This is a genomic window from Rhodococcus sp. NPDC057014, from assembly GCF_042673295.1.
Classification (GTDB): domain Bacteria; phylum Actinomycetota; class Actinomycetes; order Mycobacteriales; family Mycobacteriaceae; genus Rhodococcus_F.
The window spans coordinates 1-19,592 of the sequence record NZ_JBHUSF010000160.1 but is presented as its reverse complement, the minus strand read 5'-3'; the positions used below and the strand labels follow the sequence as shown (position 1 = coordinate 19,592).

Below are 19,592 nucleotides of genomic sequence, written 5' to 3'. Positions count from 1 at the left end.
GGCTTGAACGCCTGGTCGGCGTCGTCGGCGAACTTCTCCTCGGCGCGCAGACGGACGGCGAGCGGGTAGATCGCGGCCGCGCCGAATCCGAGGGCGGCGGCGACGTGATGCGAGGACGAGATCTGACCGCTCTCGGCGACGACGGAGACCCGCAGGCGCAGGCCCTCCTCGATCAGCCGCTGGTTGACCGCGGAGATCGCCACGATCATCGGCAGCGCGGCGCGGTCGGTGGCCACGTGCCGGTCGGTGAGGATCGCGATGCCGCCCTGCTCGCGGGCGAACGCCTCGACGTCGTCGCAGAGCCCGTCGACCGCGGCCTCGAGCGCCGCCGCGTTGGCGGCCGAGTCACCGTGCACCGGGGTGTACAGCATCGGGAACCGCTGCACCGGCGTCTCGGGCTGCTTGCGGATCCGCAGCATGTCCATGTGGGTGAGGATCGGCGAGGGCACCACGATCTGCGGGGCCGACTGCGCGCCACTGTTCGGCTTGGCGCCCAGCGCGACGCGCAGTGTCATGCCGTCGGCCTCACGGATGCTGTCCAGCGACGGGTTGGTCACCTGCGCGAAACGCTGCGAGAAGTACTTCGCGACACCACCCTCCTGATCGGAGAGGGCGTTGATGGCGTTGCCGTAGCCCATCGCGGAGATCTTCTCCTGACCCGACGCGAGCATCGGGTCCATCATGAACTTGAAGCTTTCCTGGTTGTGCGAGTACGCGACGTACCGCTGGGTGCGCTCCAGGTCGCCGTTGTAGCGCAACGGACCCGGCTCGGCTTCGACCTCGGGCAGCGCCTCGATGGTCCGGCGCGCTTCCGCGACGAGCGTCGGGTAGTCGCTGCGGGCGGCGAGCAGTTCGAGCGCCTCGTCGGTGGAGTACGAGCGGCCCACGCGGTGGTCGAAGTACAGCATGCCGCCGGCCTCGATGCGCCCGCGGTGCAGCACGGTGGCGGGGTCGAAGTCGATCTGCCCGGCCTCCGACGTGACGCACAGGTACTCGTCCGTCTCCACCGAACGCAGCGGACGCAGACCGAGCCGGTCGAGCCGGGCGCCGACGACGGTGCCGTCGCCGAAGATCAACGCGGCCGGACCGTCGTTCTTCTCCTCGTACAGCGAGAAGTACTCGAGCATCGCCCGCACCTCGGGCGCCAGCGTGGAATCGTTCTCCCACGCCGGCGGCATCATCGACACGACGGCGGTCACCAGGTCGAGACCGTCCTCCACGACGCGGCTCTGCAGCGTCTGGTCGAGGCGGCAACTGTCCGACTGACCGTGCGGGCGGACGATCTCCCGGTTGCGGGCACGGGCCAGCGCCGTCTCGGACAGGCGGTTCTTCTTGTCGGTGTTGAGCTCACCGTTGTGCGCCATCAGACGGAACGGCTGCGCCATCGTCGGATGCGGGTCGGTGTTGGTGGAGAACCGGGTGTGGAAGTACAGGGTGTGGATGGCGTGGGCCGGATCGACGAGGTCCTGGAAGTAGGGCATCACCTCGTTCGAGTTGAGGCGGCCCTTGAGCACCTGGGTGCGCGCGCTGAGCGACAGCGGGTACAGCCCGGCCAGATCCGGCTGGGTGTACGCGACGGCCTCGATCGCGAGCAGGGCGTCGTGGATGCGGCGGTCGAACTCGGCCTCGTCGGCGCACGCGTCGGGTGCGGTGAACACCCACTGCCGGATCGGCAGCTGGTGCCGGATCGCGGCGGGCCGGAGCACGGTGGCGTCGACGGGCACGTCGCGCTCGAGCAGCACCCGGAACCCCTGCTCGGCGAGAGCCCGCTCGATGACGGCCTCCGCGTCGCCGTGGAACGCGACGTCGGTGGGGAGGAAGAAGTTGCCCACCCCGAAGCGGCCCGCCTCGAGGTCGCCGTCACCGGTCAGGGCGCGGAAGAACGGCACCGACAGGTCGACGCACACGCCGGCGCCGTCGCCGACACCCTCGGCGGACATGCCACCGCGGTGAGGAACGGCACACAGGGCCTCGTGGCCGCGGAGGAGGACGTCGTGGGTCTGAATGCCGTCCTTGCGGGTAATGAAGCCCACGCCGCAGCTGCTCTTGTCGAGCGTCCTGTCGTACAGGCCGGACTCGGTGGCACTCGTGTTCAACCGACTGTCTCCTCGCGATACTCGCCGAATAGGGGTCCGTGCTGGGCGCACGGGTGGCGTCGGCGAGAGGATCACGGCAGAGAACCGGCCCCGTACCGATGCGCCGGTGAGGCAGACGTCGTTGTCTGAAATGCGGACTTTGGCATGTCCACGCGAAACCGCAGATTAGCCGAGGCTAAGTCCGATCTGCAAGCTGCTCGGCTCCAGCGCGACGAGCGGTAGCAAATCCGCGCCCGGCGTGCAGGCCGAACGCGTAGTTGTGAACATCACACCTGGCCAGGCCGCAAAACGTGCATACCCGAACGGCCGTTCGGACTGACTGGTCCGTAGATGCACAGAGTTTGGTCAGACGCTGACGCTATTGCGTCCGCGGATGGCAATTCGGTGGGCGTCGGTGGGGGTCTCGGCCGCTCAGTCGGTGAGATCGATCCGGACCGTCAGGAGGTCGGTGCCGACCGCGCGGACGGCGGTGCTGTTCATCCGGGGCAGCTGGGCCAGCCGCGCCCTCGTGTCGTCGTCGGGCAGCAGTGTCGCCGTGCCGGTGTGCCACCGGCCGTGGATCCGCAGGCGAACGGCATTGTTCGCACGGATGTTGCGGATGTAGTTCGACTTCTCCCCGAACTCGGACACCAGCCAGAACTCGGTGCCCGTGCGCCGGCCGCCGATCGGTGTGACGCGGGGCCGGCCGCTCACCCGGCCGGTGGTCTCGAGCAGGGTCTGGCTCGACAGTCGCGCGGTGAGCGGATTGGCGACGTGCCGCTGGAACTGCATGACGAGCCGTCGTTTGATCGCGCTGAGGTCGGCCATGACGAGAGCCTTCCATGTGGGGAAGGCTCTCGTCGAGGGTTCGCTACGCCGCGGCGACCGTGTCGTCGTCCTCGAACGGGTCGCCGGTGCGCTCGGCGTTGTAGCGGGCTTCGTCGAGGATGCCCTCCCGCTTGGCGACGATGGTGGGGACGAGCGCCTGGCCGGTGACGTTCACCGCGGTGCGGCCCATGTCGACGATCGGCTCGACCGCGAGCAGCAGGCCGACACCGGCGAGGGGGAGCCCCAGCGTCGACAGCGTGAGCGTCAGCATGACCGTGGCTCCGGTGGTGCCCGCGGTGGCGGCGGAACCGATGACCGACACGACGACGATCAGGAGGTAGTCGGTGAACGACAAAGGCACACCGTAGAACTCGGCGACGAAGATCGCTGCGATCGCCGGGTAGATCGCGGCGCAGCCGTCCATCTTGGTGGTCGACCCGAGCGGCACGGCGAACGACGCGTACTCGCGGGGGACACCGAGATTGCGTTCGGTGACCCGCTCGGTGAGGGGCAGGGTGCCGATCGACGACCGCGACACGAAGCCGAGTTGTGTTGCGGGCCACACGCCGGAGTAGAAGGCGCGCACGGACAGTCCGTGCGCGCGGATCAGGACGGGGTAGACGACGAAGAACACGATGGCCAGGCCGGCGTACACGGCGGCGGTGAACCAGCCGAGCGAGCCGATGGCGTCCCAGCCGTACGTGGCGACGGCGTTCGCGATCAGTGCCGCGGTCCCGATCGGTGCGAGACGGATGATCCACCACAGCACCTTCTGCACGATGGCGAGGAGCGATGCGTTGAACTGCAGGAACGGTTCGGCTTTCGCCCCGACCTTCAGGGCGGCGATGCCGATCGCGGCCGCGACGACGAGCAGTTGCAGCACGTTGAAGCTCAGCGACGTGCTGGCCGCGCCGTCGGCGACGGTGGTCTTCGCGTTCAGTCCGAGGAAGTTGCTGGGGACCAGTCCGGTGATGAACGCCCACCACGAACCGGTGGTGCCGGGCGCCTTCTCGGTGGCGGCGCTGACGCCGGTGCGGGCTCCGGGCTGGGTGATCGACCCGACGACGATCCCGATGATCACGGCGATGAACGCGGTGATCGCGAACCACAGCAGCGTCTGCACGGCCAGGCGGGCGGCGTTGGCCACCTCGCGCAGGTTGGCGATCGAGCTGACGATGGCCGTGAACACCAGCGGAATCACCGCGACGGTAAGCAATTTCACATAGCTGGAACCGATCGTGTGGACGGTTCCGACGAGCCAGTTCTCGTTGCCGTCGGCGGCGACGGGCATGGCGCGGGCGACGAGACCGAGGACGACGCCGACGACGAGTCCGGTGACGATCTGGGGGCCGAACGACGTGGCCCACTGGGGGAGTCGGCGCCGAGAGGTGGTCTCGGCGCGCGTGGACAGCGCGGGGCTGGGCATGGGTGTGCCTTTCGCATGGGGCCGTGAGACTGCGCCCGGTGGGGCGGGTACGGCGAGAGAGTCCTGAGTGATGCGGTGCGTCAGCGCGAGCGCGGACAGATGGCACTCGCCTGCAGGCGGAGGTCGACGTAACGCCGAGAGGTCAGGAGCAACACTGCGGGAACATTACTCCCGGTGGTGGCGGGAGTTTTACCCCGGTTCCGCCTCGTCCGGATACCAGCGTGCGTAGACGTCGGGGTGGGCGCGGGTGCGGCTCTTCCACGCGTTCTCGCCGTACGTGTTGTAGAGCGGGTTCGCCGGGTCGTCCTCGATTCCGCGGGCTCGCGCGGCGAGATGCGGTGGCAGGGTGATCACCGGGACCGTGGCGTCGAGAGCGGGATTGAGGAAGTACGGGACCGACAATCGCTCGGGCGCACCGGCGGGCGTGAGCACCCGATGCCGGGTGGCCCGGAGGTAACCACCGGTCGCGACCTCGAGCAGTTCGCCGATGTTCACGACGAATGACCCCGCCCGCGCGGGCGCGTCGATCCAGTCGCCGTCCTCGGTCTCCACCTGCAGTCCCGACGACCCCGGTTCGAGGAGCAGCATGGTCAGCACACCCGAGTCCTTGTGGGCGCCCACCCCCTGCTCACCGGTGTGGTCCGCGCTCGGCCGCGCCGGGTAGCGGACCACCTTGATCAGGGTGGCGGGGGCGTGCGCGAACGCGTCGTCGAAGGTCGCGGGATCGGCGTCGAGCGACGCGGCCCAGTGCCGTAGCAGTCGCATCCCGACGTCGGCGAGCGCAGCGTCGAGTGCCTCGATCGTCTTCTCCAGGTCCGGAAGGTCGCCGGGCCACTGATTGGGCCCCTGCAGGCGCAGGTAGTCCCCGGCGCCGGGGATCGGTGGCCGTTCCGGCCCGATGTCGATCTGCTCGCGCCAGTCGGTCTCACCGTTGGTCAGCTCGCCGCCGAGGCGGTTGTAGCCGCGGAAGTGCGGGCTGTTCAGCATCGCGATGGACTGTTTGGAGTCCTCGGGCAGTGCGAAGAACGCCCGTGCGACCGTGAACACGCGGTCGAGCAACTCCCGGTCCACGCCGTGCCCGTCGAGGTAGAAGAAGCCCACGTGGTGGGTGATTTCCCGCAACCGTTCCCGCCCGGCCGGTGTGTCCAGTTCGGCGAGATCGACGATGGGGAGCATTCCTCCACGGTATCCCCGGGGCGCTGCCGTGTCAGGCGTCCCGGCGGCGCTCGAGCAGGACGCTGTCGTGCCAGGTGCCGACGCCTTCCCCGCGGAACTCCCGGGCGGTGTACACGGAATTCTCGGCGACCCCGCGGAAGCACCGCCGCGAGGATATGGGGGAGAGGGCGGCTCACCCGGCCACCGCCCCCGACACCTCGGCCACCCACCGGTGCCCGTCGAGCCAGCGTGTATCCAGCTCCGACCTGGTCGGGGTCGCCGTCTCGAACGTGGCCCGTCGCGTCGCGATCCCCTCGGAGTAGATCCGGAGCACCGCCTCCCAGTCGGCCGCGGCGAGCCGGCGTACCGTGATCGCCTCCATCGTGGAGGTGTTGCCATGAAGTGCTGTGGCACAACGCAATCGCGGATCTGGTTCCGGAGGGACGAGGGCGAACATGGCGCCAGCTCAGCGGCTCGACCGGCCGGTGTGGGGTGCCACGTTCCGGGGCGGATGTACCTCCGGGCGCCGCGGGCGCGCCGAAAGGTACGTTCGCCCGCGCGTCACCGCAGCCGGATCCACGTCGTCTTCAGCCCGGTGTACTTGTCCATCGCGTGCAGGGACAGGTCGCGCCCGAAACCGGACTGTTTGAACCCGCCGAACGGGGTCTGCGCGCTGATGGCGTCGACGGTGTTGACCGAGACGGTCCCCGCCCGCAGCGCGGAGGAGACGCGGTGGGCCCGATTCAGGTTCTCCGTCCACACCGACGCCGCCAGCCCGTAGATGCTGTCATTGGCCATGCGGATGGCGTCGGACTCGTCGGTGAACGTCTGGACGGTGAGGACGGGTCCGAACACCTCCTGCGTCACGACCTCGGCGGTCGGGGCGACGTCGCCCAGGATCGTCGGTTCGAGGAAGCAACCCCGGCCGTCGACGGTGGTCCGGTTGCCGCCCAGCAACACCCGGCTGCCCGGGCGGGCGCGTTCGATGACACCGGCGACCGTCCGGGTGTGCTTCTCGTCGACGATGGCACCCAGCGTGGACCCGGGGTCGAGCGGGTTGCCCGGCCGGATCGACGACGCCCGGCGGACGAGGGCGTCGGTGACCTGCTCGGCGACCGACTCCTGCACCAGCAACCGGGAGTTGGCGGAGCACACCGCACCCTGGTTGTAGAAGGCGCCGAACACGGCCTTCTCCACGGCCTCGTCGAGATCGGCGTCGGCGAACACGAGATTCGGGCTCTTGCCGCCGCATTCGAGCCAGACCTGCTTCAGATTCGAGTCCGCCGCGTACCGGAGGAACCTCTTCCCGGTCTCGGTGGAGCCGGTGAAGGCGACGACGTCGACGTCGGGATGCAGGCCCAGCGAGGCGCCGGCGGCGGCGCCGAGACCGGGAAGAACACCCAGGACGCCGTCCGGCAGGCCCGCCTCGGCGGCGAGTTCGGCCAGACGCAGCACCGACAGCGGGGCCTGCTCGGCGGGTTTGACGATGACGCTGTTTCCGGCGGCGAGGGCGGGCGCCAGCTTCCACACCGCCAGATCGAGCGGAAAGTTCCACGGCACCACGGCGGCGACGACACCGAGCGGTTCGCGGGAGACGAGCGCGAGACTTCCAGGATCGGTGGGCGCGATCTCCCCGCCGATCTTGTCGAGCGCCTCGGCGTAGAACGTGAAAAGTGCGGCGGCCGAGGGGACGTCGACGGTCAGCGCCTCCACCACGAGCTTGCCCATGTCGAGGGTGTCGAGCAGGGCGAGCTCGTGGCGGTGCTCGAGGATCAGCTCGGCGAGCCGGAGCAGGACCCGTTTGCGGTGCGACGCCGGGCTGCGCGACCAGATGCCCGAGTCGAACGCCTCCCGCGCGGACCGGACCGCCGCATCCACGTCGGGGGCGTCCGCGGCGGACACCCGGGCGAGTAGTTCGCCGGTCGCCGGATTGATCGAATCGAAGGTTTCGTCCGATTTCGCGGGACGGAACGCGCCGTCGACGAACAGTTCGCGGCGCGGTGTGATCGTCGCGGCGAGCGCCGTCCAGTCGTCGAGTGTGGTCGGATCGGTCATCGTCATCCTCGTGCTCGAAAGTGTTGTCAGGGAACGTAGATCGCGAACTGCTTGAGCAGGGGTTCGTCGACGCGGTACTCCCCGCGCCACCCTCTGGCCAGGGTGAACGCGTCGCCGGGGCCGAAGGTGTGGGCGACCCCGTCGTCCGCCGTCAACGTCACGGAACCCTCCAGGACCCGGGTGTATTCGTCGCCCGGATAGGACTCGATGAACTCGCGGTAGGGCTCGGCGCGCCACGTGCCGACGGTGAACTTCTCGTCGCCGCTGCTCAGGTGGACCATTTCGTGTTCCTGCGGATCGCCCGCCCGGAGCGTGTCCGCGGTGACGTAGGCGCTGGGGGTCATCGCCGCGACGTTCTCGGCGTCTGTGGGGATCGGGTGTACTGCGGTCATGGCGGTGTTCCTCAATTCTGTGCGTTGGCGAGCGGGGGGATCGTCAGTGTGCTGACGGGTTCGATCGACAGGCCTGTGACTTCCCGGCGGAAGGCGACGGGGCCCGGCGCGGGCGGTTCGTCGAGTTCCTCGGCGTACCGGTGCCCGGACCAGACGGCCGCTGCGATGGTGGACGGCGCCCAGGCGTCGCCGATGCCGCGGACGCTGCGCAGGTCGGCGGCGGCCCACTCGGATTCGCGCGACTGCAGGTCGTGGAACAGTCCGTCGTGCGGGAGCCGGGCGGTGACGAGGACGACGCCGTCCGCGTCGAAGAACTGTTCGTCGCCGGTGAACGCGCACACCGTGCGGACACCTTCGGGGGTGATCGCGGTGACGGCACGGTTCACCTGAACGTGGACTCCGGCCTTGATGATTCGCTTGCGGATCCGGAGCACTTCCATGGTGTTCGTCGTCCACTGCGACACGTGCGCGGCCGGCGTGATCAGGGTGACGTCGAACCCCTCATTCGCCAGGAGTTCGGCGACGACCGCCCCGAGGTAGTAGTGGTCGTCGTCGAAGAGCACCACCTTGTTGCCCGCGGGTCGCAGCCCCGCCATCACGTCGTCCGGTGTCAGGACGTCGGCGTGGTCGTCGACGGGCACCGCGTGGGTGTGCCACCGGCCGACGCCGTCGCGGCGCCAACTGGAGCCGGTGGCGACGACGACGTGGTGGAAGTCGTTGTCGATGACGTCGTCGGCGGTCATCTCGCTTTCCATGAACACGTCGACGTTGGACAACGTGCGGAGTTGCTGCTGCCGGTAGTCGACCACCCGGATCCAGGCGGACAGCCCGGGCAATTTCGACTCGCGGGTCACCCTGCCACCGAGTTGGCGGCTCGCCTCGGCGAGGCTCACGGTGTAGCCGCGTTGCCCGAGAGCGCGCGCGGCCTCGAGGCCGGCGGGACCCGCCCCGACCACGAGCACGTTCGACTCGCTCGACCGGACCTTGATCCGCTCCGGGTGCCAGCCGCGACGGAACTCCTCGCCCATCGTCGGGTTCTGGGTGCAGCGGATCGGAGACATCGTGAAGTCACCGGACACGCAGATGTTGCAGCCGATGCACTCCCGGATGTCCTCGAGGTTCCCCTCCTCGATCTTGCGGGGAAGGAACGGGTCGGCGATCGAGGGGCGAGCCGCCCCGATGAAGTCGAGGATGCCGCTCTTGACCTGGTGCAGCATCGTGTCGGGCGAGGTGAAACGGCCGACACCGACGACGGGTTTGGTGGTGAGTTGCTTCAGTCCCCGGACATACGGTTCCTGCTCCGCCTCGGGTCCGAACCGTGAGGTGACGGAGTCGTCCTCCCAGCTGCCGAGCACGAAGTCCCACAGGTCCGGGGTCTCGCCGAGCAGGCCGATCACGTCCTCGATCTCGCTGCGGGTGATGCCCTCGTCGCCGAGGAGTTCGTCGACGGAGATGCGGCACGCGACCGCGGCCGTGCCGTCGGCGACCTCGCGGGAATCCTCGAGGATCTCGCGGAGCAGGCGCACGCGGTTGGTGAGGCTGCCGCCGTACTCGTCGGTCCGGTTGTTGTAGCGACGGGACAGGAAGTGGTGCAGGCCGCCGATCGCGTGCCCGGCGTACACGTAGACGATGTCGTATTCGGCCTTCAACGACCGGCGCACCGCCTCCTTGTGCCAGTGCCGGAGGTCGGCGATGTCCGACTTGGTCATCTCCCTGGCCTGGACCGGGTCGTAGTTCCAGGAGACGACGGGCAGATTCTGCGGGCCGAGCGGGGTCTCGCGGCTGATCAGGTTGGGGCTGTTGAGGCCGTTGTGGGCGAGTTCGATGCCGGCGAGAGAACCGCCTTCGTGGATCTTCTCGGAGATCCTGGTGAGGGCGGGCAGGTCCTGGTCGTCCCACAGGCGCAGTTCGATGAACGGGCCGATGTCCGAGGTGGGGTGGATCTCGACCTGCTCGGTGCAGACGACCGCCCAGCCGCCCTCGGCCTTGACCCGCCGCATGTAGGCCTCGCCGGAGGGGTCGCGGTAGCCCATGCCGTTGCAGTGGGGGACCTGGAAGAACCGGTTGCGGGCGGTAACCGGTCCGATCTGAACCGGTTCGAACAGGATGTCGTATCGCGGATCACGCACGGTGGGTTCCTGACTGGAGACGGGGAGTGGGCTCGCTGTGGTGGCCTGCGCGCTCGGCTGGCCGGCCGTTCCACTGTCGCCGAGACGGCGATTCTTTGCGATTTGTCTCAAATAATTGCCGATGGGGTTGTGAAAGTCCAGGCTCGGTGGGAGAAATACCGCCACGATCGCGACTTGTTTATTGATGAAGTTCATCAATAATGGTGGTCATGGCACGTCCGAAGAGGCAGGGAGTCCGGCGCAGTGAGATGGTCTCGGCGGCCACCACCGCGATCACCAAGCGGGGCATGACGGGGCTGCGCATCAAGGATGTCGCGGAGGAGGCGGGCTTGTCGGCGGGGCTGGTCAGCTACTACTACCCGTCGCTCGAGGATCTTCTCGTCGAGGTGCACGAGCACGCGGTCGACCGGTTCTACCGGCGCAGGCACGACGCGGTGCAAGATCTCGCCGATCCGGTCGAGCGGCTGCGCACCACGGTGCGACTGGGTGTCCCCGATGCCGCCGACGATCCGTTGTGCACGGTCCTCTACGAACTGCATCTCCACGCGAGCCGCAACGCGACGCACTCCGCGCTGCTGTCGACGCTGTTCGACCTGGAGGTGTCGCTGTACAGCACGGTGCTCGAGATCGGCCGGTCCCAGGGCGTGTTCACGCCGTCGATGCCCACCGAGGAGATCGCCCGCACCGCGGTGAGCCTCGAGGACGCCTACGGCCTGCACATCATCGCGCGGAACCGGCGCATCGAGCCGTGGACTGCACGGAACAGCGTCCTCCGCTACCTCGAGACCGTGCTGTCGTGCTCCATCGCCGAGTTCGCCGCGGACTAGTCGCAGGGATTCACCGGAGTCTTGGCATCTGCAGAACTGATGCACTACCTCGGATCTTTGTGCTGTACAGATTTGCCGGGTGCGGACGAGAGTAGTGACCGGCATCACTGCACCGTTGCCGCCGAAGACCGACACCGTTCCGGCCGAAACACGGTAACGCGCAAGCGCATTCCTATCGACTCCAGCAACGAGGTACATCGATGAGCGACAACACCCCCACCGCCCTGGCGGACGAACAGACACGACACCTCAAGAAGTCCCTCGGCCGTTTCGACATCGTCTTCCTCATCGTCGCGGCGGTGGTGTCGGTCGAGGTTCTCGGCCAGGTCTCCACGTTCGGCGCGGAGACCTTCACCTGGGCACTGGTTCTCGCGGTGTTCTTCCTGCTGCCGTACGGCCTGATCTTCGCCGAGATCGGCAGCACGTTCACCGGTGAGGGCGGCGTCTACGTGTGGGTCCGGCGAGCGTTCGGCCGGCCGCTCGCGGCCCTCGCGTCGCTGCTGACGTGGGTGACGCAGCCGGTGTGGGTCGGAGGGTCGATGGCGTTCATCGCCGCCGAGACGTGGAACCACTACGTCACCGCGTTCGAGGAGGGGTCGGTGACGGACTACCTGTTCAAGCTCGTCTTCATCTGGCTGACGGTGCTCGCGGCCGTGGTGAGTCTCGCACGGGGCAAATGGATTCCGACGGTCGGCGCGTTCCTGAAGATCGTCTTCCTGCTGTTCTTCCTCGTCACCACCGGGATCTATGCCGCGAAGAACGGTTTCGCCGGCATCTCCGCCGGCGACTTCAGCCCCACCCTCACCGGGCTCCTCGGGGTGACACCGCTGCTGCTGTTCTCCTACCTCGGTTTCGAATCCGGGAACAGCGCCGCCGGGGAGATGAAGAACCCCGCCCGAGACGTCCCGATCTCGATCGCCCGCGCCTGCGGCATCGCCGCCGCGTCCTACCTGCTGCCGATCTTCGCGATCCTCCTCGTCGTGCCCGCCGACGACATCACCGGTGTCGGCGGCCTCCTCGAGGCGGTCGCGACCGTGTACAGCGTGTACGGACCCGCCGCGCCCGCCATGCTGACCGTCACCGGGGTGATCTTCGCCGTGATCCTGATGACCCAAGGGGCGGCGTGGATGATCATCAGCGACCGCATGCAGGCGATGGCCGCCGCCGACGGCGCCTTCTTCGGCGGGTTCTTCGGCCGATTCCATCCCCGCCTCGGAACGCCGGTGCGCGTCAACTTCCTGTCCGGAGTCGTCGCCACCGTCTTCATGATCGCGGCGATGCAGATCACCGGGTCCGGCGGTTCCATCTTCGCGGTGGTGCTGACGATCTCGATCTCGACGTTCCTGCTCAGCTACCTGATCGTCATCCCGTCCGCGGTCCGGCTGCGCACCCGGTTCCCGGACGTCGCGCGGCCCTTCCGGGTGCCCACCGGGAACGTCGGCTTCCGCATCCTCGGCGGCCTCTGCTTCGCCTGGGTGCTGCTCGGTTCCTGGGTGGCGGTGTTCCCCGGCACGCTGGAATCGGTGTTCGGCCTGGACTACGACTTCACGGAGATCTGGGGCGTGAGCCAGGGGACGTTCGAACTGTTCACCCTCGGGACGCTGGCCGTGCTGGCGCTCCTCGGGGCGGTCGGCTACGTGCGGGGCGCGTCGGTGCGGTCCGCGAGCGGCCCCCGCACAGCGCGGGAGGACGGCCCCGGATCGGAGCCGGACCCCGACCTCGTGAAGGCTGACGTCCGCTGACGGCGTCGCGGCCACCCCGGGTGCCGTGGTGGCTCCCCGGTCGGAGACCTGCGATCCTGGTGGCCTCAGATCCCGAGGAGCGCGCATGCAACGACGACCCGACGTGACGTTCACCCAGCTCAGGTATTTCGTCGAGGCCGCGAACTTCTCCAGCATGACGAAGGCCGCCGACGAACTGATGGTCGCGCAGTCGGCGGTCTCGTCGGCGATCTCCCAACTCGAGCACCAGATCGGCACCCAGCTGTTCATCCGGCAACGGTCCCGCGGGCTCGTTCTCACGGCGGCGGGGGAGGAGATGCTCCGCGACACCCGCAGCGTCCTCGCCCATCTCGGGGAGGTCCTCGACGCGGCGCGCGGCCACGAGGACACCGTCCGGGGAACGGTGCGCCTGGCCTGCTTCGTCACCCTCACCCCGTTCATCCTCCCGACGCTCATCTCGGACCTGCGCGATCAGCATCCCGACCTGGAGGTGGAGGTCGTCGAGACGCAGGCGGAGGCGGTGCGGGCGGCGTTGCGGAACGGCACCGCGGAACTGGCCCTCACCTACGACCTCGCGCTGGGCGAAGACATGGAGACGGAGACACTAGGCGTCGCCCGACCGCACGTCGTCCTGCCGCCGGACCACCGGCTGGCCGGCCACGACGCGATCGCCCTCGCCGACCTCGAGGGCGAACCGATGGTGCTGCTGGACCTGCCGAGCAGCCGCGACTACTTCCTCGCCATGCTGTCGGGGTCCGGGGTCACCCCGATGGTCCGCTACCGGTCGGCGAGCTACGAAACGGTGCGGGGGCTCGTTGCCCGCGGCCACGGCTTCTCGATCCTGAACCAGCGGCCCGCCGAGGGCCGGACGTACGACGGCGGGAGGGTCGCGACACTGCCGATCGCCGACGACGTTCCCGGACTCCCCGTCGTCCTCGCCCGGCTCAAAGGGGTCCGGAGCACGGCGAGGGCCCGGGCCGTCGCCGAGCGGGCGCGGGCCGTGTTCGCGAAACAGGCACGGACGGCGGGCTAGAACCCCCAGCCCATCTGGGCGTCGCGGTCGGAGCCGAACGCGTGCTCGAACCGGTCGAGGACGTCGGCGTCGGCGGCCCACAGCCGGTTCGCGGCCGCGAGCGTCCGCGCCCGGTGCGCCCCGAGGTACAGGCTGCCGAGCACGTCGAGGTCGAGGACCACGTGCGGTGCGGCGTCGGTCCGTGTGCACACGGCCTTGCCGTCCCGGACGGTGAGGGCGAATGTGCCGCCGGCGTCCAGGAACCCGTCGTCGACCTGCACCACCACGTCGAGGTCGCCGCGGAACGTGCGGGCCTCCAGCGCGGCGGGGACGTCCATGATCCGCACCCACAACTCGTCGTGACGTGAGGAGGTGCGCACGAGCCGGCCGTCGGTGAGCAGATAGGGCAGCGGATCCTCGGGGGTGAGGTTCGCTTCGATGCGGCGCACGAGGTCGAGGCCGAGCATCGCCCGCCACAGAGCGGCGTGGGCGTCGCCGGTGACCGTGCGGATCTCCTCCACCCGGGCGAACGATCCGTTGTCGCCGGAGGCGCGGCGGTACAGCACGTAGCCGTCGTCGTGGACCAGCCCGAACAAGGCTGTGCCGCCACCGCGCTCGCTCTCGCGGTCGGCGAAGATCCGGTTCCACACGATCTCCGGCCGCACCTGCGCACCGGGCGTCACCTGCTGCCAGCGGTGGTAGACGTCCGTGAATGCAGGCCGGGCCTCCGCGGGATGGACCATCCGCACACCGCCGGGGTCCGGCGCCTTCGGGTGCGGGACGGCGAACCGGCGGTCGATGCTCACCGTCGACTCGACCGTCGCGGGTCCGTACCCGAACCGTCCGTAGATGCCGCCCTCGCTGGCGGTGAGAATCGACAGCGGCACGCCCGACGCCCGGATCCGTGTGTGGTGTTCGGTGTACAGCGCGCGGAGAACGCCGCGCCGACGATGGGTGGGCGCGACCGTGACCGCGGTGACGCCCGCCGCCGCGACGCTGCCGCCGCCCGGAACGGTGACGGTCATGGGAATGTCCATCGTCGCGCCGACGACCTCGTCCCCGTCCAGTGCGATCACCGGTGGTTCGCCGCTGACGAGCTGCCTCCAGTGGGCGGTGAATTGCTCCGTCTGCGGTGTCACGAAGCAGATCTCGTTGAGCACGACGATCTTCGGCCAGTCCTGCTCGGTCGCAGTTCTGATCGTGATTCCGCCGATGCTCGTCATGGTTCGACACTGGCACACCCCGCGTGGACTCGCAGCCGAATTTCCGCGCCCGGCCTTGACCGGGCCCGGGTCTTCGGAGAGTCTGAGAACCCGGGCCGACGGGTGAGGGGGACGTCACGATGTCGAAGGACCGCACCTCGTCCGCGCCGCGCCGGGTGCTGCGCCTGCGCCGGGAGTCCTGGGGATTCGTCATCGGCTCCTTCCTGTTCGGACTCGCGGCCACGCGGGTGTACGGCGACGCGGTCGGCCCGCAACTCGACAACATCACCTACTTCGTCGGATCGTTGTTCTTCACCGCCGCCGGATTCATCCAGTTGTCGCTCAGCGGCCGACCGGTGCCCGGAGCGGAATCGCACCGGGTGGAACGCTACGACTGGTGGGCCGCGCTGATCCAGTTCGTCGGCACCCTCCTGTTCAACGTGAGTACGGCGGTCGCTCTGATCCAGGGGCTCACCGCCGAACAGGACCGGGTGTGGGGGTGGCGGCCCGACCTCTTCGGGTCGACGGCGTTCCTGGTCGCCAGCGGTCTGGCGGTGGTGGCCACCACCGAAACCGACAAGCTGTGGGATCCGCACGCCCGCAACTGGCGCAGCACCTGGCTGAACATGATCGGGTCGGTGGCGTTCGGGGTGTCCGCGGTCGGCGCGTACATCGTGCCGGGCACGGGCGTGCTGAAGAATGCGACGGTCGCGGACCTGGGGACGTTCGTGGGAGCCGTCTGCTTCCTGGTGGCGGCGCTGCTGATGCGCCCGCCTCACCCCAGGTATTCGCCGAACCAGGCGAGGACTCTTTCGTAGGCCTCCGCCGCCGCGGTCGCGTTGTACCGAGGCCCGGTGTCGTTGAAGAACGCGTGATCGGCGCCCGGAACGGTGACGATCTCGTGCGGCAGCCCCGCCTTCGCGAGTGCCGCGGCGGCGGCGTCGCGGGAGGCGTTCACCCTCGCGTCCTGTTCCGCGTAGATGGCGAGGACCGCGGCCTTCGACCCGGAGAAGTCCGCGCCCTCGGGTAGGGGACCGTAGAAGGGGACGGCCGCGGCCAGTCGCGGTTCGCCGGATGCGAGGAGTTGCCACACCATCCCACCGCCGAAGCAGAACCCGACAGCCGCCGCCTTCTTGTCCGGTACCCGGCGGCCGAGTTCGTCGACCCCGGACTTCATGTCGGCGACGAAGCGTTCCGGCGGCACGGTGGCCAGCGCGGCGGTGGCCTGGGCCTGGTCGGTGAACGTCGCCGTCCCGCCCTCCTCCGACAGCAGGTCGACGGCGAGCGCCGAGTAGCCGGCACCGGCGAATCGGCCCGCCACCGAACGGATGTGGTCGGTGAGACCCTTGTTCTCGTGGATCACGAGCACCGTTCCGCGGGGCGTGGCCGCTTCGGCCCAGGCGCCCTGCAGGACCCGTCCGTCCGGGCCTGCGAACGTCACGGCCTCGGTGCCCACGGCGTCGGCCGTTCCGGGCGGCGGGGGTGTCGCTCCACCGGGTGTCGCAGGCGCCGACGTCGACGACTGCTCGTCGCTGCCGCTGGAGCACGCGGCGAGCAGGGAGGTCGCCGCCGCCACACCGAGGCCGACGAGTCCGAGCCTGCGCAGCGCCTCCCTGCGCGTCAGCAGACCGTCGGCGTGGTCGATCGCGATCTCTTCGGCGATGTAGCGCTGCAGTGGCGTCATGGCTGTCCCCGTCCGCATCGGCTGATGTAGGAATTATCGCTGGTCCGAACACTGCGGGTCACCCGTTCGCACTGCATCGATTTTCGTTATGCACTGCTCCACTTATCTGTGTTGTACAGATTTCGCCATGGACTTCAAGATTGGTTCCACGGCACGAACTCCTCGCTCACCGCACACAGAAAGGAGCCCGTCATGCCGATCGCCGACCCTCACTCAGCCGTCGAAACGACGGCCCGAACATCGGTGGCCCCACCGGTGCCGGACAACTCGACCGCGAACTTCGTCACGGCCATGGGCGCCGTCGCGACCGGGGTCACCGTCGTCGCGACCGACGGTCCCGGCGGTCGCGCCGCGCAGACCGTGAGCGCGATGTGCTCCGTGTCGGCCGACCCGGCGCTGGTGCTGGTCTGCCTCCACGGACGGAGCCCCGTCAACGACGCGATCTCGGAGAACGGCGTCTTCTGCGTCAATGTGCTTGCCACCCAGCACGATCACGTCGCCGACACGTTCGCGGGCCGTCCCTGGCCCGGCAAGCAGCGGTGGGACTTCACCTGCGGGCACTGGACCGTCGCCGAATCCGGTTCACCCCGCGTGCACGACGCGATCGCGTCGTTCGACTGCGCCGTCCACGAGGTCGTCGACGCCGGCACCCACCGCGTCTACATCGGGCGTGTCGCCGCCGTGGAGTCGCACCCCGGGGAACCGCTCGTCTATGCGTCCCGCACCTACAGCAAGCCCGCAGCATTCGAACCTTCCACCTTTCCCGACTACCCGGACGCGCACCCCGCGCCCAGGACCAGGAGCACGACATGATCCGCACCGGTGACGAATACAGGGAGTCCATCAGAGACGGCCGTGAGGTCTGGGTCGACGGGGAACGCGTCAAGGACGTCGCCGACCATCCCATGTTCAAGCCGATCGTCGACGTCCGGGCCCGCATCTACGACCTCGCGCACGACGAGGCCACGCAGGACGCGATGACCTACGTCGACCCCGACTCCGGTGAACGCAACGCCATCGCCAACAAGCTGCCCCGCACCCAGCAGGACTGGCTAGACAAGCGGGCCGCCGTCGACCTGGTGCTGGACGACACCCGAGGCGTGGTCACCCGCGTCGGCGACGAGACCATCGGTGAGATGTGGTCGCTGTTCGACGGGCAGGACGTCCTCAACGAGGTGGACCCGCGCTTCTCGGAGAACATCCGCCGCCATCTCGAGCGGTCGGTCCGGGAGGATCCGTTCCACGTGTCGGCGAACACCGATCCCAAGGGCGACCGGTCCAAGGCCCCGCAGGACCAGGATCCCGACATGCTGCTGCACGTCGTGAAGGAGACCGACAACGGCATCGTCGTGCGCGGCGCCAAGTACGAGACCGCCGCCGCGTATTCCAACCAGGCGTTCACCAAGCCGACCATCGCGAACTGGGGCAACAGTGAACTGTCCGACTACGCCGTCGGATTCGTGCTCGACATGGGGGCACCGGGGCTGAAGTACATCTCCCGCAACGGGTTCGCCGGCCGCGCACCCGCCGCCGACTACCCGCTCGCCAACCGGGTCGACGAGGTCGAGTCCCTCGTCGTGTTCGACGACGTCGAGATCCCCTGGGAAGACGTGCTGTTCTACCGGCACACCCGGGCCGCGACATTCATTCGCTCCACCCTGCACCGCTACAGCGCGTTCCCGTTCGTGCAGCGCACGCTGCACCTCGCCGACCTCATGATCGGATCGGCGCTGTGGAACGTCAAGCAGAGCGGACTCGAGAAGCAGCAGGCCGTGCAGGAGAAGCTGGCCCAGCTCGCCTGCTACCGGGAGACGATCAACGCCCACCTCACCGCCGCGATCTCGCTGGCCGAGCCCAGCCCCGGCGGTCTGCTCATGCCCAACCAGTCCCTGCTCTACACCGGCCGGGTGATGGCGCTCAGCCAGCTGCCCGCGATGATGCACATCGCCCGCGAACTGTGCGGCGGCCAGATCTGCATCACCCCGGACGCCGCCACGTTCGCCGACCCGGACGTCGCGCCGTGGCTGGAGAAGTTCTACTCGATCAACGACAACTGGGTGGCCGACGACCGTCGCAAGCTCCTCGCGTTCGCCCGCGACCTGCTCAACAGCGACTACGCCGGACACCGGCTGACGTTCCAGCTCTTCGCCCAGTCGCCGCCGTTCGCGCAGCTCGCCGCCGTGTACCGGAACTTCGACTTCGACGGGCCGCTCGGCCTCGTCAAGGCCGCGGCGGGGCTGTCCGACAACGTCGACGGAGGTGCCGCATGACCACCCACACCCGCATCCGCCCGTTCAACACCCGCGAGACGTACCCGGAACAGAACCTCGACAACGATCTCGCGCAGGCCGTCGTCGCCGGCGGCGTCGTGTACCTCCGCGGGCAGATCGGCCAGGACCTCGACACGAGGGAGTCCGTCGGAATCGGCGACGTCGAGGCCCAGGCCGAGAAGGCGATGGCGAACATCGCGATGCTGCTCAAGGAATCGGGCAGCCGCCTCGAGGACGTCGTCAAGGTCACCATCTACCTCGTCGACGTCCGGTACCGGGAGACCGTCTACCGGGTGGTCGGGCGCTGGCTGACGGGTGTGCACCCGGTGTCCACCGGCATCGTCGTCGACGCCCTGGCCCGGCCCGAATGGCTCGTCGAGATCGACGCGACGGCGGTGATCAGCTCATGACGTTCTCACTCGTCGCCCGTGACCCCGGGGGCGCGTTCGGGATGGTCGTGTGCTCCTCCAGTCCCGCCGTGGCGTCGCGCTGCCTGCACGTGCGGTCCGGCGTCGGCGTCGTCGCCTCCCAGAACGTCACCAATCCGCAGCTGGGACCGCTCGGCCTGGACGCGCTCGCGTCGGGCGAGAACGCGGAGGCCGCGCTGAAATCCGCACTCGCGCACGAGCAGTTCCCGGAGTACCGGCAGATCGTCGTCGTGGATGCGGACGGCGGCACCGCGGTGCACTCGGGCGCGCAGACGCTGGGCATCCACAGCAGCGCGCAGGGCAGCGGGGCCGCCGTCGCGGGCAACATGCTCCGCGACGAAGGCGTCATCCGGTCGCTGCTGTTCGGCTACGTGTCGAGCACGGCCCC

Annotated in this window: 18 protein-coding genes; 8 read left to right on the top strand and 10 right to left on the bottom strand. The window is 68.9% G+C overall.

Annotated elements, in window-relative coordinates; all coding sequences use genetic code 11:
- The 8 genes from ACFTZB_RS26685 to ACFTZB_RS26650 form a co-directional block, all read right to left on the bottom strand.
- Positions 1-2,096, bottom strand: a 2,096-nt coding sequence (locus tag ACFTZB_RS26685) for a glutamate synthase central domain-containing protein (protein WP_378435727.1), incomplete at its 3' end; no start/stop codon positions are given.
- A gap of 411 nt (positions 2,097-2,507) precedes the next feature.
- Positions 2,508-2,903 carry a nitroreductase/quinone reductase family protein gene (locus tag ACFTZB_RS26680; RefSeq protein ID WP_378435725.1) on the bottom strand — a complete coding sequence of 132 codons (396 nt, stop codon included), beginning with the start codon at positions 2,901-2,903 and terminating at the stop codon, positions 2,508-2,510.
- 43 nt (positions 2,904-2,946) lie between these two features.
- The gene (locus ACFTZB_RS26675; protein WP_378435723.1) at positions 2,947-4,329 is read right to left on the bottom strand and encodes a dicarboxylate/amino acid:cation symporter; all 1,383 of its coding nucleotides are present in this window, start codon (positions 4,327-4,329) and stop codon (positions 2,947-2,949) included.
- Positions 4,330-4,518: 189 nt separating this feature from the next.
- Entirely contained in the window at positions 4,519-5,505 is a 987-nt protein-coding gene (locus ACFTZB_RS26670) for an isopenicillin N synthase family dioxygenase (RefSeq protein ID WP_378435721.1), read from the bottom strand.
- A 172-nt stretch (positions 5,506-5,677) separates the two neighbouring features.
- Positions 5,678-5,866: a GNAT family N-acetyltransferase gene (locus tag ACFTZB_RS26665; RefSeq protein WP_378435719.1), complete on the bottom strand. Its 189-nt coding sequence runs from the start codon at positions 5,864-5,866 to the stop codon at positions 5,678-5,680.
- Between the two features lie 179 nt (positions 5,867-6,045).
- Entirely contained in the window at positions 6,046-7,539 is a 1,494-nt protein-coding gene (locus ACFTZB_RS26660; RefSeq protein WP_378435717.1) for an aldehyde dehydrogenase, read from the bottom strand.
- 26 nt (positions 7,540-7,565) lie between these two features.
- A complete protein-coding gene (locus tag ACFTZB_RS26655; protein WP_378435715.1) occupies positions 7,566-7,931 on the bottom strand; it encodes a cupin domain-containing protein in 366 nt (121 codons plus the stop codon).
- 11 nt (positions 7,932-7,942) lie between these two features.
- The gene (locus tag ACFTZB_RS26650; protein WP_378435713.1) at positions 7,943-10,060 is read right to left on the bottom strand and encodes an FAD-dependent oxidoreductase; all 2,118 of its coding nucleotides are present in this window, start codon (positions 10,058-10,060) and stop codon (positions 7,943-7,945) included.
- A 209-nt stretch (positions 10,061-10,269) separates the two neighbouring features.
- On the opposite strand from ACFTZB_RS26650, the gene ACFTZB_RS26645 reads away from it, so the two are divergent.
- The 3 genes from ACFTZB_RS26645 (at position 10,270) to ACFTZB_RS26635 (ending at position 13,641) form a co-directional block, all read left to right on the top strand.
- Complete coding sequence (locus ACFTZB_RS26645) at positions 10,270-10,887, top strand: TetR/AcrR family transcriptional regulator (RefSeq protein WP_378435711.1); 618 nt, start codon at positions 10,270-10,272, stop codon at positions 10,885-10,887.
- Between the two features lie 200 nt (positions 10,888-11,087).
- Positions 11,088-12,629, top strand: coding sequence for an APC family permease (locus tag ACFTZB_RS26640; protein WP_378435709.1), 1,542 nt, complete (start codon positions 11,088-11,090; stop codon positions 12,627-12,629).
- Between the two features lie 85 nt (positions 12,630-12,714).
- Positions 12,715-13,641: a LysR family transcriptional regulator gene (locus ACFTZB_RS26635; RefSeq protein WP_378435707.1), complete on the top strand. Its 927-nt coding sequence runs from the start codon at positions 12,715-12,717 to the stop codon at positions 13,639-13,641.
- Here the strand turns inward: ACFTZB_RS26635 and ACFTZB_RS26630 are convergent.
- Entirely contained in the window at positions 13,638-14,843 is a 1,206-nt protein-coding gene (locus tag ACFTZB_RS26630; protein ID WP_378435705.1) for an enhanced intracellular survival protein Eis, read from the bottom strand. The genes ACFTZB_RS26635 and ACFTZB_RS26630 overlap by 4 nt on opposite strands.
- Positions 14,844-14,962: 119 nt before the next feature.
- Here ACFTZB_RS26630 and ACFTZB_RS26625 point away from each other — a divergent pair, with 119 nt between their 5' ends.
- Positions 14,963-15,640, top strand: a complete 678-nt coding sequence (locus ACFTZB_RS26625) for a hypothetical protein (RefSeq protein WP_378435703.1) — start codon at positions 14,963-14,965, stop codon at positions 15,638-15,640.
- Here ACFTZB_RS26625 and ACFTZB_RS26620 read toward each other — a convergent pair.
- The gene (locus ACFTZB_RS26620; RefSeq protein WP_378435701.1) at positions 15,598-16,506 is read right to left on the bottom strand and encodes a dienelactone hydrolase family protein; all 909 of its coding nucleotides are present in this window, start codon (positions 16,504-16,506) and stop codon (positions 15,598-15,600) included. The two genes, ACFTZB_RS26625 and ACFTZB_RS26620, sit on opposite strands and share 43 nt — an antisense overlap.
- 192 nt (positions 16,507-16,698) lie before the next feature.
- Between ACFTZB_RS26620 and ACFTZB_RS26615 the strand changes: the two genes are divergently transcribed.
- The 4 genes from ACFTZB_RS26615 to ACFTZB_RS26600 all read left to right on the top strand — a co-directional run.
- Positions 16,699-17,319: a flavin reductase family protein gene (locus tag ACFTZB_RS26615; RefSeq protein ID WP_378435699.1), complete on the top strand. Its 621-nt coding sequence runs from the start codon at positions 16,699-16,701 to the stop codon at positions 17,317-17,319.
- The gene (locus ACFTZB_RS26610) at positions 17,316-18,776 is read left to right on the top strand and encodes a 4-hydroxyphenylacetate 3-hydroxylase family protein (RefSeq protein ID WP_378435697.1); all 1,461 of its coding nucleotides are present in this window, start codon (positions 17,316-17,318) and stop codon (positions 18,774-18,776) included. The genes ACFTZB_RS26615 and ACFTZB_RS26610 overlap by 4 nt, the downstream gene beginning before the upstream one ends.
- Complete coding sequence (locus ACFTZB_RS26605) at positions 18,773-19,186, top strand: RidA family protein (RefSeq protein ID WP_378435695.1); 414 nt, start codon at positions 18,773-18,775, stop codon at positions 19,184-19,186. Before ACFTZB_RS26610 ends, ACFTZB_RS26605 begins: the two co-directional genes overlap by 4 nt.
- Positions 19,183-19,592, top strand: a 410-nt coding sequence (locus ACFTZB_RS26600) for a DUF1028 domain-containing protein (RefSeq protein ID WP_378435693.1), incomplete at its 3' end; no start/stop codon positions are given. The genes ACFTZB_RS26605 and ACFTZB_RS26600, both read left to right, overlap by 4 nt.

Bases quoted from the DNA above. Each gene is read 5' to 3' on its own strand.
- ACFTZB_RS26680 (WP_378435725.1), bottom strand. From the start codon at position 2,903: ATGGCCGACCTCAGCGCGATCAAACGACGGCTCGTCATGCAGTTCCAG.
- ACFTZB_RS26675 (WP_378435723.1), bottom strand. From the start codon at position 4,329: ATGCCCAGCCCCGCGCTGTCCACGCGCGCCGAGACCACCTCTCGGCGC.
- ACFTZB_RS26670 (WP_378435721.1), bottom strand. From the start codon at position 5,505: ATGCTCCCCATCGTCGATCTCGCCGAACTGGACACACCGGCCGGGCGG.
- ACFTZB_RS26665 (WP_378435719.1), bottom strand. From the start codon at position 5,866: ATGGAGGCGATCACGGTACGCCGGCTCGCCGCGGCCGACTGGGAGGCG.
- ACFTZB_RS26660 (WP_378435717.1), bottom strand. From the start codon at position 7,539: ATGACCGATCCGACCACACTCGACGACTGGACGGCGCTCGCCGCGACG.
- ACFTZB_RS26655 (WP_378435715.1), bottom strand. From the start codon at position 7,931: ATGACCGCAGTACACCCGATCCCCACAGACGCCGAGAACGTCGCGGCG.
- ACFTZB_RS26645 (WP_378435711.1), top strand. From the start codon at position 10,270: ATGGCACGTCCGAAGAGGCAGGGAGTCCGGCGCAGTGAGATGGTCTCG.
- ACFTZB_RS26640 (WP_378435709.1), top strand. From the start codon at position 11,088: ATGAGCGACAACACCCCCACCGCCCTGGCGGACGAACAGACACGACAC.
- ACFTZB_RS26635 (WP_378435707.1), top strand. From the start codon at position 12,715: ATGCAACGACGACCCGACGTGACGTTCACCCAGCTCAGGTATTTCGTC.
- ACFTZB_RS26630 (WP_378435705.1), bottom strand. From the start codon at position 14,843: ATGACGAGCATCGGCGGAATCACGATCAGAACTGCGACCGAGCAGGAC.
- ACFTZB_RS26625 (WP_378435703.1), top strand. From the start codon at position 14,963: ATGTCGAAGGACCGCACCTCGTCCGCGCCGCGCCGGGTGCTGCGCCTG.
- ACFTZB_RS26620 (WP_378435701.1), bottom strand. From the start codon at position 16,506: ATGACGCCACTGCAGCGCTACATCGCCGAAGAGATCGCGATCGACCAC.
- ACFTZB_RS26615 (WP_378435699.1), top strand. From the start codon at position 16,699: ATGCCGATCGCCGACCCTCACTCAGCCGTCGAAACGACGGCCCGAACA.
- ACFTZB_RS26610 (WP_378435697.1), top strand. From the start codon at position 17,316: ATGATCCGCACCGGTGACGAATACAGGGAGTCCATCAGAGACGGCCGT.
- ACFTZB_RS26605 (WP_378435695.1), top strand. From the start codon at position 18,773: ATGACCACCCACACCCGCATCCGCCCGTTCAACACCCGCGAGACGTAC.